The sequence below is a fragment of the Tardiphaga sp. 709 genome, from assembly GCF_032401055.1.
Lineage (GTDB): Bacteria > Pseudomonadota > Alphaproteobacteria > Rhizobiales > Xanthobacteraceae > Tardiphaga.
Window position 1 is genome coordinate 475664 of record NZ_CP135529.1, and the last position, 15127, is coordinate 490790.

At 62.0% G+C, this 15127-nt stretch carries 20 protein-coding genes; all 20 read right to left on the bottom strand.

Annotated elements, in window-relative coordinates; all coding sequences use genetic code 11:
- Positions 1–27: 27 nt before the first annotated feature.
- The gene (locus tag RSO67_RS02580; RefSeq protein ID WP_315842229.1) at positions 28–1056 is read right to left on the bottom strand and encodes a major capsid protein; all 1029 of its coding nucleotides are present in this window, start codon (positions 1054–1056) and stop codon (positions 28–30) included.
- A gap of 15 nt (positions 1057–1071) precedes the next feature.
- Entirely contained in the window at positions 1072–1746 is a 675-nt protein-coding gene (locus RSO67_RS02585; protein ID WP_315842230.1) for a head decoration protein, read from the bottom strand.
- Positions 1747–1758: 12 nt separating this feature from the next.
- A complete protein-coding gene (locus RSO67_RS02590; RefSeq protein ID WP_315842231.1) occupies positions 1759–2298 on the bottom strand; it encodes a hypothetical protein in 540 nt (179 codons plus the stop codon).
- Between the two features lie 2 nt (positions 2299–2300).
- Positions 2301–3224, bottom strand: a complete 924-nt coding sequence (locus RSO67_RS02595; RefSeq protein ID WP_315842232.1) for a S49 family peptidase — start codon at positions 3222–3224, stop codon at positions 2301–2303.
- A 12-nt stretch (positions 3225–3236) separates the two neighbouring features.
- Positions 3237–3491 carry a hypothetical protein gene (locus RSO67_RS02600; RefSeq protein ID WP_315842233.1) on the bottom strand — a complete coding sequence of 85 codons (255 nt, stop codon included), beginning with the start codon at positions 3489–3491 and terminating at the stop codon, positions 3237–3239.
- An 8-nt stretch (positions 3492–3499) separates the two neighbouring features.
- Positions 3500–5113, bottom strand: a complete 1614-nt coding sequence (locus tag RSO67_RS02605) for a phage portal protein (protein ID WP_315842234.1) — start codon at positions 5111–5113, stop codon at positions 3500–3502.
- A 68-nt stretch (positions 5114–5181) separates the two neighbouring features.
- Positions 5182–5691 (bottom strand): hypothetical protein, encoded by a 510-nt coding sequence (locus RSO67_RS02610; RefSeq protein ID WP_315842235.1) that lies wholly within the window; start codon positions 5689–5691, stop codon positions 5182–5184.
- Positions 5658–7292, bottom strand: coding sequence for a terminase gpA endonuclease subunit (locus RSO67_RS02615; protein WP_315842236.1), 1635 nt, complete (start codon positions 7290–7292; stop codon positions 5658–5660). The genes RSO67_RS02610 and RSO67_RS02615 overlap by 34 nt, the downstream gene beginning before the upstream one ends.
- Positions 7289–7921, bottom strand: a complete 633-nt coding sequence (locus tag RSO67_RS02620) for a hypothetical protein (protein ID WP_315842237.1) — start codon at positions 7919–7921, stop codon at positions 7289–7291. Before RSO67_RS02620 ends, RSO67_RS02615 begins: the two co-directional genes overlap by 4 nt.
- A gap of 230 nt (positions 7922–8151) precedes the next feature.
- A complete protein-coding gene (locus RSO67_RS02625; RefSeq protein WP_315842238.1) occupies positions 8152–8685 on the bottom strand; it encodes a hypothetical protein in 534 nt (177 codons plus the stop codon).
- 284 nt (positions 8686–8969) lie between these two features.
- Positions 8970–9626, bottom strand: a complete 657-nt coding sequence (locus RSO67_RS02630; protein ID WP_315842239.1) for a transcription termination/antitermination protein NusG — start codon at positions 9624–9626, stop codon at positions 8970–8972.
- Positions 9613–10884 carry a helix-turn-helix domain-containing protein gene (locus RSO67_RS02635; RefSeq protein ID WP_315842240.1) on the bottom strand — a complete coding sequence of 424 codons (1272 nt, stop codon included), beginning with the start codon at positions 10882–10884 and terminating at the stop codon, positions 9613–9615. The genes RSO67_RS02630 and RSO67_RS02635 overlap by 14 nt, the downstream gene beginning before the upstream one ends.
- 57 nt (positions 10885–10941) lie before the next feature.
- A complete protein-coding gene (locus RSO67_RS02640; RefSeq protein WP_315842241.1) occupies positions 10942–11241 on the bottom strand; it encodes a hypothetical protein in 300 nt (99 codons plus the stop codon).
- A gap of 268 nt (positions 11242–11509) precedes the next feature.
- Positions 11510–11881 (bottom strand): hypothetical protein, encoded by a 372-nt coding sequence (locus RSO67_RS02645; RefSeq protein WP_315842242.1) that lies wholly within the window; start codon positions 11879–11881, stop codon positions 11510–11512.
- A complete protein-coding gene (locus RSO67_RS02650) occupies positions 11878–12060 on the bottom strand; it encodes a hypothetical protein (protein ID WP_315842243.1) in 183 nt (60 codons plus the stop codon). Before RSO67_RS02650 ends, RSO67_RS02645 begins: the two co-directional genes overlap by 4 nt.
- Complete coding sequence (locus tag RSO67_RS02655; protein ID WP_315842244.1) at positions 12057–12428, bottom strand: hypothetical protein; 372 nt, start codon at positions 12426–12428, stop codon at positions 12057–12059. The genes RSO67_RS02650 and RSO67_RS02655 overlap by 4 nt, the downstream gene beginning before the upstream one ends.
- Positions 12428–14134: an MT-A70 family methyltransferase gene (locus RSO67_RS02660; RefSeq protein ID WP_315842245.1), complete on the bottom strand. Its 1707-nt coding sequence runs from the start codon at positions 14132–14134 to the stop codon at positions 12428–12430. The genes RSO67_RS02655 and RSO67_RS02660 overlap by 1 nt, the downstream gene beginning before the upstream one ends.
- Entirely contained in the window at positions 14131–14622 is a 492-nt protein-coding gene (locus RSO67_RS02665) for an HNH endonuclease (protein ID WP_315842246.1), read from the bottom strand. Before RSO67_RS02665 ends, RSO67_RS02660 begins: the two co-directional genes overlap by 4 nt.
- Entirely contained in the window at positions 14619–14858 is a 240-nt protein-coding gene (locus RSO67_RS02670) for a hypothetical protein (protein ID WP_315842247.1), read from the bottom strand. Before RSO67_RS02670 ends, RSO67_RS02665 begins: the two co-directional genes overlap by 4 nt.
- Positions 14855–15085, bottom strand: a complete 231-nt coding sequence (locus RSO67_RS02675) for a hypothetical protein (protein ID WP_315842248.1) — start codon at positions 15083–15085, stop codon at positions 14855–14857. The genes RSO67_RS02670 and RSO67_RS02675 overlap by 4 nt, the downstream gene beginning before the upstream one ends.
- Positions 15086–15127 lie beyond the last annotated feature (42 nt).

Here is a 15127-nt window from a genome sequence, read left to right on the forward strand (position 1 = left end):
TTCAAGGCAGGCAGTAAGTCAGTCGTGCTACTGCTGCTTGGCGCGCAACAGCATCTCAGGGCGCGTACAGGCGAACAGCGGGTAGCTGTAGAGCTCGATGCGGTCCCACTCGTCGCGACCGGACTTGTCCTCGAGGACGAGACCGACATAGGGCCTGCCGCGCTGGTTGACGTACGGCTTGAACTCACTGGCCGGTGCCCAGCCAACCTTGAACGCGCCGCGTGCGCCGATCGGGAAGAACCGTGCCTTCTGGCTGCCGATGGCGATCGTGGTTCCGTCGTCGGTGCCCTGATAATTGATGAAAGTGATGCCCTCGATCTCGATCGAGGAGAACCCTTCAATATTTTCCAAGACCGGCGCTCGCTCGGTGCCGAGCTTGGTTTCCTTGATCTGCGGATGATTCACGAGCGAGTCGAAAAACTCGTCGCCGACCAGCGCACCAACGCGCGTGCTGGGGGTCCAGACGCCCTTGGCTTTCTTCTGCATCGTGCGCTTCACGTCACGGCACTTCTTGCGAACATCGGTGCCGGCGTTATCGAGCTGAAAATTGATCTCCGCCGGCTCCGAAATACCCCACTCCTCGAACCAGTCGTAGAGCACCGTGGTGCCGTCCGCGTCGAGAACCTTTCCTTGGATGGCGCCGAAGCGCTGGAATTCCCAAGTCAGTTCCAGATCATCGACGATCTGGGCGGTCCGGTCGGTCACTTCCTGCGCGATGTCCTTCGTCTGCTGATCGAACGGCAGCGCGAGCACGCCCGCCATCTCGATCGCATAGATGGTCGAGCCCTTGGCCAGGCGCACAGCGTCGAACTTGCGGACCTTGGAGCCCTTCGGCACCAACTCCTCCGGCGGCGCGCCCATCTCCGAAGTCGGGATCAGGGACAGCGCGCCATCCTTGCTTGCGATCGCGATGGTGCGCGAGCGCGAATAGATCGGATCGAACAGGTTCAGAGAACCGAGAAGCTGCGGCTTGTGATCGACCTTCTCCACGACTTCCTCGTGGAATTCGATCACGCCCCAGCTATTTTGATTAAAGACGTCAGTTACGAGTGCCATTGCTGCGGCTCCCCCTTAGCGGCCAATGATGCCGCGCGCGGCCAAAGAGGCGAGCGCGGCGGTTTTCTGGTCATCCGTGATGCCATCGGGCCAGGACAGAACGTCGATCTGGACCGAGGTATCGCGAACGGTGACGGTGCGACGGACGTCGCGCGTGGTCGCATCGCAGCCCTCGTAAAGGACGGCGCAGGCGATCTCGCTGCCATTGGTCCCGTCCGGATCGAACGGGACATATTTGCCGACGCTGACAGGGTCGGCGATCGTCACCGGCAGCGTAAAAGCTGCCGGCGAGGCGAAGTCCGTGGCGCCATCGGCGATGGTGAACTTGACCTCGCCGTCATAGGCGACGCCGACCGACGCGAAGCCGTCGATCGCGCCATCCGGGCGCACAACCTCGAAGTCACCGGCGTTGGCGCCCTCGTCGATCAGCTGGATGCGGTAGGTGCCTTCCTGCACACCAGCGCCATAAGGCGTGCCGGCTTTCGTCAGCACACCGTTGCCGGTACCGGTGAACGCAGGCGCGCCGACGGTGACGGCGCCTTGGTTGGCCAGCAAGAACCCCAGGACGGCGCCGGCCGTCAGGAGACCGGAGCCGGCTGCGATCATGATCTGCTCGCGGCAGCGGTTGGGGTTATCCTCGGAGACGATGTAATGCGCCGTGCGCGCAAGACCTTCGGTAAGAACATCCATGTTGCGTGATCCTTATCGACGCTTGTTGCTGGCTGCGACGGCGGACGCCAGCGCAGTGGTGGTCTTGGTCTTGTCGCCGCCGCTCTGCGGCTGCGCGAGACTGGCGGCGGACGTGCGGTCCGCCACATACTTTTCAGCGCCGCTGGCGGGCTTGCCGGGTGCTGCAGCGGCGACGTTCGCGGTCACGAACGACGCGACGTCAGCGCCGGACATGGCCGGCGACTTGACGGCAAGATCGAGCGCAGCGGCCATGCGGCCGGCATCGCCCTTGACGCCTTCTGCACCGAGTGCAGCAGAGAGACGCTCGGTCGCAGCCTTCGCGCCTTCGGCCATCGCCTCGTTGCGCGCAGACGCGATGGCCGCATCGTGATCCGCCTGAGTGACGGTGCCGGCCTTGGTTGCGCCGCCGGCGGGCGGGTTGTCTTTCGACATTGTGCTTTCCTTCGTGGTTGGCAGGTGCGCCGCGGCGCCGGTTTCGTCCTCGTCGAGGACAGGTTCGGCCGCACCCACAACAGCGTTGTGGATGGCAGCCAATAGGCTGGTGTTCGCCATGATCAGGCTCTCCGGTTGACTTCCTTGATGAACGCGGCGAACGCCTCGTGTCCGTCGCCGATCGCATCGATGATGCCGAGCTCAAGCGCTTCCTCTGCGCCAAAACAGGCGGCCTCGGTCTTGAGCGCCTGCGCTTTCGTGAGCCGCTTGCCGCGGCCCTGCGCGACGGCGCCCGCAAAGCGATCACGGATGACATCCATGCGCGCCTGGGCTTTCTGGCGGACTTCGTCCGGCAATGCCTCATAGGGATTGCCATCGGTCTTGTGGGCACCCGACTTGATCAAGGTGACCTTGATGCCGTCTTGTTCGAGGTTGCCGCTGAAGTCAGCATGCATCGTGAGCGCGCCGATATTCGCTCCGCCGCCGAATTCGGGCATCACGATCTGGCGCGCCTGGCTGCCCAACAGATACGCGGCGGAATATGCGAAGTCCGTCAGGATCGAGATCGTCGGCTTCGCCTTCGAAAGCGCCCGCATCGCCGCGGCTGTCTCGAACACACCGTTGACCATGCCGCCGAACGAGTCGATCTCGAAAACGACAGCCTTGACCTCAGCACTGCGATGCGCTCGCGCGATCTGGGTCATCAGACCCTGATACGATGTCTCGCCAGACTCGCTGCCGAGCCAGGCGCCCTTCTGCACAAGCGTGCCCTCGATCGGAATGATCGCGACACCCTCGATCATGTCAAAAGGCGCGACGTTCGCGCGGTCGTAAGAACGCCCCATGCGATCGCCGATCACGCCGGCAGACGGCCGGCCATGTGCAAACGCGACATGATCGGTCGTGCCTTCACCGTTCACGATCGTGACGGCATGCCCGACCAGGCGCGGCCCCAGCATGCGAGCAACCGTTTCGGCTTTGCTGGGGTGATAAAGCAGCGGCGTATCGAACAGCATACCGCAAAGGCGTTCGTGAGCGAGCGACATCAATCGTCCCCTTCAGCGTACGAAGCGCATACGTTTGGCGAACCGGGACCGGATGCCACTCTTGCGCTCGCACATGCGTTCATACTTCGAGATAAGCTCGGACAGGCCTGTAAGGCTGCCACGATCCCAACGGATTTCATTGTCGCGACCGAAGCGCGTCATGACTACGCCGCCGCCGGTCGCTAACTTCAATTCCGCGGCGCGCAGTGCCGATACAACCGCGCAAGGATCATCCATGTCCACTTGTGCACCATCGATCTCGACCATCGCTACCATCACGCGTCCTCACGCTGGCGCTGAGACTGCGATGCTGCCGGCTCATCCGCGCTGTCATCGGCCTTCGAGTTCGGGTTGCGTTCAAACGGCGACGGCAAGCCGGCGTCCGTATAGCGCTTGTGCTCGCGCAAGCGTTGCTCAAACACTTCGTCGGGATCCTTGCCCAATTCCGCGCACTCATCCGCAAGCGTCGTCGTGCCATTGTATAGCCGCTCGCTCGCGCCTTTCGCGCTCTTGAGATCGTCGGCGCTCGGCTTCGCCGGTCCTTGCCACAGAGCCCACGCGACGCGATCGCGATGCGCGAGAAAGAGGGCGTAGCCTCCCTTGAAGGCGATGCGCTCTTCACCGATCTCTTCGTCGAGCCAGCTCTCATAGAGCGGCTGCACCGTCGGCGCCGCAATACGGTCGCGACGACGCATGACGACGGGCCAGATCGAGGAATTTTCCATCCGCGTCGATGAATACGTGGCGTTCTCATGATTCATCGTCAAACCGCCGAACGTGATGCCGATCGCCCGCGCCATATCGCGCGCCAGCTCACGGTTGACGGGCAGGAATTGTGGACCCGGCGTCTGCGTCGTCAGCAGCTTCAGCTCTTCGTCGGGCGCAAGGTGCGACACCTGCGGCGCGTCGCTGATAGCGATCTCACTCTCGGCCGCCTTATCGAGCCGCGACATGAAGTAGTCACGGAATTCGTCCGAATAAGTCGGCTTGCCGTTTCCTCCAACGTCGTCGCCCATAGCCTCGATTGCCTCGAAAGCTTCCTTCGAGGGAGTTTTGCTCGTGAGCACCGCTGCAAACACGGTCTGCAGGATCGCAGTCTGGATCGTGGTATCGACCAAAATCTCACGCTGGATGTGCTGTCGGAACGCCGATGCCATTCGGCTGATACCGCGCACGTCGCCAGCGTCCAGCGGATCGAATGCATGCGCGACGAGCTGGCGGCCCTCGGCGTCATAGCCGCGATATTCCCGCTTGGTGACGATGCCGGCGTTCCGCTCTTCAATGCGATACGCGATAGGCCGCCCGTTCGGGTCATGAACGACGCCCTGATAGAGGCCCTCGATCTCGTTGGTGTCCTGCACCAATCGGCTGGGAGTGACCATGCACATTTTGGTGCCGGTCGTGATGCCGTAGCGCTTTCGCTCGCTCGGCGCCATGAAGCTAACGACACCAAGCGACTCGCCGTAGACCATGTCCCAGCGCAGCGCGATGTCGATCATCTGGGGAACAGTGAACTTGCCGCGCTGATCGCATTCGCGCGGCGACCAGGCATATCGCTTCCAGCGCTGCTTGATCGTCCGCACGAGGCTGGATGCTTCCTCCGGGCTATAACCAAGATCGCTTAGATCGGGTTGCGGATTCAGTACCAGCTCGACGCCGACCGTATCCGCGATCACCTGGTCGGCCGCGCCGCGCAGCATGCCGGAATTCTGGATCAATTCCATTGCAAGCCCAGCTGCTCGCTTCCACGCAACACGGACTTCGTCGCGATGCTCACGCGTCGCCGACGACCGCATTGTCAGCACCCTGGACTTGTTGTCGCGCAGGTAGCCTGCGCGCGCCTTCGGCATCTGCGTAACTGCGGCTGGCTGTGAGACGCGCGCCGACACGGCGCGGCTCTTCGTTCCCGCTTTCGCGGGACGGGCCTTCGTTGCCGGAGTTGCTTGACGCCGTTTTGTCACTTTCGCTTCTTCCATTTGTCGCGCCGATCGGTCGCGCGCTGACTGCGCTCGGCCGGCGTTTCGGAGGACTTAGGTTCGAATGGCGAGGCCGCCGCTTCGAAGAGATCAGGCGCCGATGGCTGCCCATGAGTTGCGATCAGCAGCTCGGCCCATTTCGCCTCATTGAGGCGACGCTTGTGTTCGAGGTGCCAGCCCAGCGCGGTGACGTAGACGGTCACGTCGAACCAGTCGTTCGGCCGTCCGAGTATCTTCTTCCACTCGCGCGCCGCGCTCGGCCTGATCATCCGCCGGGCGCGCCGGTTGATCGACGCCCGCGCTTCCTCATCGGGATCGACGAGGCGCTCCGCCGTGATTTCCTTCGCGAACTCTTCGTCGCAAAGATGCGGCGTCAGATGCAGCGTGTTGCGCGGCCAATAACCCCGGGCATCAGGGCCAGCTACGAGATTGGCGACCCCCGCAACGACTTCGGTCTTCACGTCGTACAAGCCGACCGGATAGAGCAGCACTTTCGCGACGATGCGTTTGTGCCGATCCTTGATGTCCTTTTTTTCGGCGTGCCCAGCCAAGGCAGACCGGCCTTATGCTGTCCGTCCAATGCATAGACATTAGGCCGGCCGGAACAGAACTTGTAGACGCGCTCCGTTGCGAAACCGGAGTCGACGCCGCTAAGGTCGATCGCCTTTTGCCCGCCGCCCGCCGCCTCATAGGTCCGTCCGAGCGCGTCGGCGAGCGCAACCCACGCATCGTCAACTTGATCGGGCGCACCTGCGAAGGTCTCGCGGTCGATCAACCAGCGCTGACCGCGCGGTCCGATCGCATAGCAGGCCCACTTGATCCCATACCCCTGGACGTCTGCCGCCGAGACCAGTAGTCCCGCCTCCGCCGGCACGACGCCGCGCGGATACGGATGCTTCCGTGCCGCCTCAGTGACCTTCTCGTGCTCGATCGCAACGCCGCCGGGGTCGTAAGGCTCCGCGAGATCCTGCTGGAAGAACACCCGCAGCTTCGTCGTATCGCCCTGCGCGTCGGCCCAGCGCTTCATGATATCGGCGAAGCGCTCGCGCGGCGCGTAAGCCGCCCAGAGATGATAGCTCGGCTGCCAAGCGCTGCAGCGCCCCTCACATGGCGGACAACGCCAACGTTCGAGGTCGGCCGGCTTGATGATCAGCGGGACCGCTTCGTCGCCATCGTTAACGCGGCGAGCGATCCAGACGCCCTCGATCAGTATCTCTCGCTTATGGCCATCGAGAATGACGCCGTCGCAAGCCATGCAGCGCATATGCGCCGGGAGATTCTGCTCATCGTCTGCCGCTCGCATCTGCTCAAACAAAAGCGGCTGGTAGGCACGACAATGCGGGCATGGCAGATAGAGATAACGCTGATCCCCGGCCTCGAAATCGTCGGTGATCGGGCACTCGCCTGCCACGCCAGGGGTCGAGCCCTGCCATTCCTTGGCCAGATCGCCGTAGAACTTCTGCCGGGCGCGCGCCTGGTCACGAGGGCTTCCGCGCCCATCGACGTCGCGGGGATAGCCGGTGACCTCGTCCATCGCCAGGTACTTGATCGAGACCATCTGCAGGCCCTTAGAAGAACCTGCATTGACGATCTGACACCAGCCGCCGGCATATCGCTTGAAGGCCGTCGTCGACGCTTTCTCATCGCGACTGCTCATCGGAGCAACCTTGTGACGCCACTTTACTGACGCCTCGATGGTCGGATCGAGCTTGACGCGATTGAACTTGGTCGCCTCTTCCAACGTCGGCAACACGATCAGCATCGTTCCCGGCGCGCGATCGACGATAAAGCCAAACCAATTCTCAATCGCGGTCGACTTGCCGAGCTGCGCCGCCCATCGCGCCGTCACCCGGCGCGCCGGATGATCAGGATGCAAGCAATCCTGTGGCTCGCGCAGATACGGCACGCGGTCGGTGCGAAACTTACCCGGCCAAGGCGAGCCCGATTCCGCGGACACTTCACGATTACGATCAGCCCATTCGCTGATGGTCAGCTCTTCGGTCGGCCGCGATGCAGCGGCCAGGCCGCCAAAGAGAACCTTGGCGCCAAGCGGCAGATCAGGAAACCGCAGCCGCGGGTCGTGAAAGCTCACTGAAGCGACGCCGCCTCGATCGGCGACCTATCGTCATCTTGCTCGGCAGCCATCTCGCCGCGATTGAGCGCGTCGAGATATTTCAGCATCTCGGTATGGAAGACCTCGACGCCCTTACGGGCGAAGGCCTTCAGGACGATACGGGCGATCCGCTCGTCCCAACCATACTTGACCGAGGCGGCTGATGCCTCGCCCTCGATTGCCCGTTCGAACGCGCTCTGCATCAGCGCTATGGCATTGCGCCCGCTCTTATCAACCTCGGACACCAGCGTCAGCTTGCCGAGACGCTCCGCGAGATCCAGCTCGCGGATCGCAGCATCGGCCTGCGCCTTGCGGGCGGTGCCGTCTGACTGCGAACCGGGAAACCGCATCGCCTGCTGGGCAGACGGGCTGGCCGGAGAAGCCGCTGGCGAGAACGACGGAACAGGCTTCCGCAGCCGAACGTTCTCCGTTCGATGCGCCGCCAGTGCCGAGAACTCGACCAGGTTCGATTTGCCCTCGCGCCGCTGAAGCAGCGCTTCCGAATGTTGCTTCACATAGCGCGAGAGGGTCGAGCGATCCACGGCATCGCCGGCAGCGGTCAACCGTTCCGCTGCAACCGTGATCGATAACCACTCACCCTCGTCCATCGCGTGCTAATCCGTGCATTGTCACGTGTGAAACACGCGTTCGCGTGTACCGCTTTCAGAGCGATCTACTGGCGAAATTCCAGGGGCGGCGACCCCGTGTAAGGCGAAAAAACCGGCTTACGGTCCCTAAACCGGGGGGCCAGTGTTGCCCCCGGGCATCACCGTTCCGAGCCCCCGGTGGGCGTGCTTATGATGCGGTGTGGCGCTGAAGCCACCTATCGAGCGTGCCGCTAAACCAGCACGCGGGCTATTTCGTGCGCGACACGGTCGGCGATGCCCGCAGTACCCTTACGGAAGGCAGCTGCGGTCTCATCCTTCACCAGTTCGCGCGCGATGTTAGGACCGAAAAGCGGCTTAAGCGGACCACGCTCATCGCTGGTCCGGACATAGACGCGATTGCCGTAGGCCGGGACCATGAACGAGTGCTTGAAAACCTGTCGCTTGCCCCAAGGTGCGGCGCTGACACCGCGCTTGCCCTGCCTCGCGTTGAACAGGTTGAGGTTGGTCTCATCTCCCGTCGCCTTCAGAACGTATTCCAGCGAAGCCGGCGTCGCTCGGATCGTTTCAACCGCCTTGTTGATCTGGCTGTACTTGATGCCGGTCTGCCGAACCAACGCACGCTTGACCTGCGTCCGCCCTTTGTCGCTCTCATGATTGAGAGCACGCATCATCACCGTGCGTGCCATGCCATCGCCGAGCGCTGCAAGCTGATTGCCGAAGCGCCAGATGATGCGGTCTCGCGCCTCGATCTTAATCTCGATCATGCTGCAGCCCAAAAGGGCCGCTCCCGGAATCCGACAGCGGCCCAAGCTAGGGAGGAAACGCCCAAGGAGGGCAGCGATAGCACGCAAGCGCTACGCACACCCTCTGCCAACGGAAACGCCGCCGGCATTGCTGCCGACGGCGTGAGATGGTTCACCTTCCAAGCGATGATTACATGGCGACGCTCCAGGTTGCGAGACCAATGCGGCCTGTCACCCATGCTGGAAAAGCAAAAGCCCGGCACGAAGGCCGGGCTTAACTGGAATCGTTCCGAACACCCTAAGACCTATGAAGGCCGAGGGATGCGCCGTTGCTTGTGTCTAGCAACCCTGAGTGCGTGCGATGCGCCGGTCGGCGTATCGTCCGGCTCGATCTGCCCCTCGTCTAGTACGACAGGGGACAGGCGCCCGAAGATGTTCACAAGGACACTGAGTCGGCCCTTGGAGTCTAGTCTTTCGATTTGGCCGCTGAATGCGGCGAACGGGCCATCCACAACACGGACAAGCTGCCCCGTATTGAACATGCGCTTGCGCTTACTCAGAGGCACGTTGCAGATCGCCTCGATGCGACGGATCTGCTCCATTCCATCGGGACCATCAGGCCGCAGCCTCATGAAGAAATCGCCGAACGTGACGAATCCGATCACACCATCGAACAGGCGCGGATTTAGCAGGGACTCGTAGTCAGGCAACATGATGAGCCCAGGAAATAGCGGAACAACGACCTCACGCTTGCGTCCATGCACGATCTCGGTTCGCCGGATCTGCGGGGAATAAGCATCGATCTTGTTCCGTCGGAACGTTCGCATCACCATCGCATCCCTTCCGGGCCTTACTTCGAGCACGTACCAATGCTTAGGCGCCGGCTTTTCGACAACAGCGTTCCGGGCCAAAAGGTCAACGATGCCGACATGGTCGCCGATCTTGTAGTCACTCGCCATCATTCTGTGTCCCCTCGTCTGCGGCCCATGTGCCGTCACGCCGCGGCGGCCAAGGCGCCGGCACGTGCAAAACCTGTTTCCACTTGCGGAATGCGAAATTGGGATGGATCACGGGCAGGCCATGCACCGCAGCGTTATAGGGCTCGGTGAAGACGCGCTGGCCCTTGACCTCATCGCCGCCGAGCAACTGCTGCAGCCTGTCACGCCATGCAGCGAATTGCGCTGATCCCTGTTCGACCTCGATCCAATCGGTCGGCTGCTGCCCGTGAAACACAGCCAGTGCGACGAGATCGTCTCGATGAGCCATCTGCGTCCAGAAACCCGCGCCGCGCTCCGGGTCGATCGACGATCTGACCCGGCGATCTGCCATCACGCCGGCTACTTCCATGCCTTTCAGCTCGGCACCGCAGAGCCATCGTCGCACCGGTGGCGCCTGCGGCTCGACGATCTTAGCAGTCGGGAATTCATCGAAACCTCGGCGCCGGACCCACAGGTGAAAATTCTCGCGGTGCTTGGTTCGATGGTTTTTGTCCAATGCCGCGTGGTACGGCATGACCGCTGCGCGACAAAGACGCTGATCGGTCGCCGACAATTTCCGAAACTCGGCAAGTGCCAGATCCCGCCGCATGACCTCATGGCCACGCCAAGACGCCCAGGCCGGCCCAAAGTGTTCTGGTTCGCTTTCGACCTGATCAACTTCGCTGCTCTCTCGCCCCCTGGAAGGGGGTAAGGGGGAAAGTTCAGGTTCAGGTTCAGAGATTAGGCCCTCGCTACAGTGCGAGGGCTGGCCGAGTCCTGGCCGAGGGCTAACGGTTTCTGGCTCCGCATTTACCCCTTGTTGGCAGCTAGGGCTAAACGACGGTATTCTAGCTGCAGCTTCATCGTCGAAATCGCCTGTGGCGCGGGCTTCAATGATGGCAGTGTCGACATCGTATCGCAGCCGGATCAGGTCCGTCGTACGCTTGCCTTTTCCGAGGCTGTTGCGGTTGCCCTTCTCGTCAATCCACTGTCCAGTGCGCGATATGGCGCCGATCTGTTCGAGCCACGCCAGACGCTTGCGGACCGTATCTGGCGACATCTCACAGTCTTCAGCAAGCGACGGGATGCTGACGAAGCAAACGCCCTCCGCGTCGACATATAGCGTCACCATGCTCAGGATGAGCTTGGCGTGGATGTTGCCGAGTTTCAGGTTGCGCGCCCACGAATGGGCCTCGTCTGCAGCGATGCGTCGCGGCCGCTGTTTGCGGTCGGATTTGGACATTGTCGATCTCTTGATGTCAGAAATTCACCGGGACGCGGGACGCAACAATACGCAGGGTCATTCGTCGCCAAAGGGCGGCAATGGGATCAGGATCCGCTCGGCGATCGCCTTGGCGGACATGATTTCGAAGGCGCCGCGATCCACGGCATCGGCAAGGCGCGTGAACCATTCATCCGGCACCGTGAGCGACTTCCGGGCAACGCCGTGGACCATGACGTCCCGCTCAACAAGCGCGCCCAGCTTGTTCTCTGCGCCCTCTTGGACGAGCTGACAGATCACATCCGCCAGCTTACCGGCCGTGCGCGTATCCTCGCGGTCCGCTAGCACCCGCATCAGATAGAGTGCATCATCAGTCATGCCGGCACCGTCTCAGCCCGTGCTGTCTCGGCCAGCTCAAGCCGCGCATCGCACGGCGGCACGCGCCCTTCCCGACTTTCGATCTGATCGCCATCACGCCAAAACTCCGTGCGATGATCTTCGAATGCACCCTTCAGCTCATGACAGGTTACGCGCGCCATATCGCAACGGATGCAGGTCCGCTCGGTCTTGTAGTGATACGGGATCTCGTCTTTAGTCCAGAACTGCTGACCGTCGCCCCATCGGTGACGTGAGGATGGGCCCGGCATCAGACCGTAGCTCCGTGAAGGGTGCGAAATTCGATCGTTAACCCGCGCAGGTTGGCTGTGTTGATACCGGCCTGCATGCCGCCACTGATGCCACGATCGGTGTAAACGACCATCGCGTGCAGATCGCCGAATATCCAAGCATGGCCGGCATTGATGCCATGAGCGCGCTCGTTCGGCTCGTCGTCGTTAAGAATACCCGCCTGCGTGTAAAGCAGGTGGCTCGCGATAGGCGCCTCCCCGCGCACAAGGGAATCTCTGATGCAGGCTCTGGCGTAGGCAAGGTTCGCGTCAATATCTCCTGCATAGGGAGACTCGAGAATGACACGACGCATATGTACGGGCGCTATGGTGTGATGACGCTCGATGGTCATGATGCAAGCCTTTGCTTGATGAGACGTTCGTTGTCGGAGAGCCACACCAGCGTTGCGCGGGCAGCCTCTAGCCGGGTGATCTGGTACGCATCGACCGAATTTTTCTTGCCGCGCCGGCACTGCTCGATCTGGTGATCGACGGCCTCGATCTGTGCGGTCAGGGAGAATTTCTGACTCATGGGCGCACAGCGCCGATCAGTGCGTTAATCTTCGCCTTGTCGTCGGGCGTCAGATACCAACCGACACGGAACTGCGTTTTGAGCTCGATCTGATGGAGACGCAGCCGTTGTCGAACGCGCCAGACGTAGACATCGAGCCCCTTGATCTGCGGTTGTTCGGCTTCCGGCCGATTGCCGTAGATCACCACATAGGCCGCCTCTCGACGGACCACCACGCGCTTCAGAAGCAAGCCGAGAATGACGCTGCAGATCGCAGGCATTCCGAAGACAGCGAGACGATCGAGATCCTCTTTGCCGGCGCCGAGCAGCCCTTCCAGCTCTTCAATTCGGTCGCGCAGGCACTGGATTTCGGAGATTCCCCCGTGCATCAGGCCGCTCCCTGCAGAACTTCATCGAGGTCGATCTGCCGCGGCGGATTGAGGTCGAGGTTGTAACCAAGGGTTCGTCCGTGACGACGCTCGCAGCGCTCGACATACGCCTGCAGCGCGCGCAGACGTGTGAAGCCATCGGCGGTCAGTGCCAGTTTGTCTTCATTCAGGACGGCAGCCTGCCCATCGCCGATGACGCCGCGGGCCATGTCGGCTGGAATGGCGTCGCCGCTGGCGATGCAATGCAGCGCTTGCCACTCGACGAACTCATCATCCGATAGTTCGCGCTCAAACGCCGCGCGGAAGTCACCAGCAGCCGCCTCGATCGCAGCTGAATCGGGCGCACTTTGCCGCGGATACAGCGTCAACGAATGCGCAACGACACTTTCGGTTTCATGTGAATTGACGATCGACTGCAGCGGTTGACGGACGATCTCATCGAACGCCGACTTCTCATCGGACGTCAGCGCGCCCTGCGGAACGGAATTCAGCTCTTCCAGAATCACGCGAGCGGCATTGACTTCAGCCGAAGCGGCCGTCTCCGGCATGACTGAATCTGTAACGCCGGCATCGGCGGCGGCCTGCGCCTGATTACCCCATGCAATCCAGTCCGCCGGGAGTGGGTGTTCGGCATCGACGCGCGCGAACAGCTCCAGCACCGGCACGCCGCCGGTCATGCGCTGGATTACCTCACGATAGTGATCTGGCTTCCGGGAGTGTTCGCGCTTGCGCTCGCGATGGTTCGACTTGAACTTTTCATTGGTCGCCGGCTTGGGCAGCCCACGCCCGCGCTTGAACATCAGGAGAACCTCGTCCTGATCAAAGACCAGCACGCCGCCACCCTGATCCAGCGGATGCTCCTCGTCGGTCTTGGTCCAGATGAAGGCCGTGGAATAGGCGTCGAAACCCCACGACTTCGCGACGGCCCATGCCAGCGGCATATCCACCGCGGCCATGATGATCTCGCCGGTGCGGACGTCGGTCACCTCGGTCTCGATTACATGCAGCGCGAGCATGTGTGCCCGCGGGATCCAGAGGAACAGCCATGCATCCGGGAGCAATCGCTCAGCGACCGGCATGGCGCAGATCTCGTCCCACGACATTGTCGGATAGTGATTTTCATATGAACGGTTGGTAACGCCCTGGTCGCGGTGCCACGGCGGATCCGCATAGATGCATGGGACCTTCTGGCCGGTCGGCGATAGCGCCGTCGCATGCGACATGGCAGCCGCGAGATCCCGACGCTTCCGGCGTTGCTCGTTCTCGGCGTCGATCTTGAGCACATCGACGATGACGCGCCCCTCGCCGGCCTGCTCGCGCATCATGGCCATCAGCGCCTCAAAGCGCACCGGACCGATCTCAGCAATGCGCTGCGCCCGCGAGGACAGCTTGCGATCGATACCGGCCTCCGCCAGGGTCATCGGTTGAGTGCTGTACTCTTCAGGAACAGCACTCGCGGCTTTGCCGATGCCCGCCGCGCCGGTCGCGAGGCCTACGGATTCTCGCTGCTGGATGAGCATTTCGCCCAGCCGCCGCTCGGCCCGAACACGGATTTGCGCAGCGTTGATTTCCATGTCGCGGTTTTTGGCTTGCCGCGCATAAATTCGTAGCGCATCGGCTTTGCTGCGCATATCGAGCACTTCATCGACGGCCGCGGCCTCGGCGAGCATGCGGCACGCTTCGTCGTATTTGAGGACCTCGCTCAAAACGGCATCTCCTGCAAAGACTGGATTTGCGTCTGGTGCTGGTGCAGCAGCCGATAAAGGATGAACTCAATCGATACCCGCTCACCGGCAGCTCGCGTGTTCGCGCGGTTTTCGGCCGGCGTTGCCCAGCGGAGGTTTTTGCGGCGATTATCGAGGGTGCAGCCGTTGACGTGATCGACATGCAGCCCCGCCACGATGTCATCGTCGCGGGGCTCCGCCTTGATCATAATCTCGCGATGCATCCGCACCGTCGCCCGCGCGACACCCACATTGCGCTTGGCATACAGCTGCCAGCGCGTGCGCGAGCCCCAGCTCACATTCCAGTTTTTCTCGACAAGCCAGCCGTAATCCTCGGCGTCTACGAGGCACCAAATGCCGTCGCGTTCGCTGAGTTCGATGCGCCGCCAGGGCGTACGCGACAAGTCAATCTGGCTGACAGAGGCCAACGTGACGGGCACGGCCGGCAGCGCGAGCGTAGCCGCTATCATGGCTGCGCCTCGGATATCTCGGTGACCATGCTGCCGTCGGCGAGGTAGGGCCGCGAATACTGATAGGTCGGTACCTCGGCTTGGACCTTGCCGAGAAGCAGATACGGCCTGCCCGCGAACATCACGACGCGCGGCGGCAACGCACTGCTCAACACCATCCGTACACGTGCAACGGGATCACCATCGCCATCGAGCAGAACAGCCTCGACCGCACGAACTGCCTTACGCGGCGTCATTCGGCGCCCCGTTGATTTTGCACAGGGGTTACGGCCGTGGGATGCAAGCCCAACAGATAATCGCGAAGGCGGATCTCCTCGGCGAGGATCGCGTCGCTGAGGGCTTCGTGCGTGCTGCGCTTGGGATTTTGGTGCTCGACTACCTGGTACGCCGTCGAGCGAGCCATGCCCGATCGCAAAGACACGTCTGCCAGAGTCCAGCGAATGGCCTCGGCGCGCGATTTCATATCTGACAATTCGACAGTCTGTTTCATTAATGCTAGGAAACG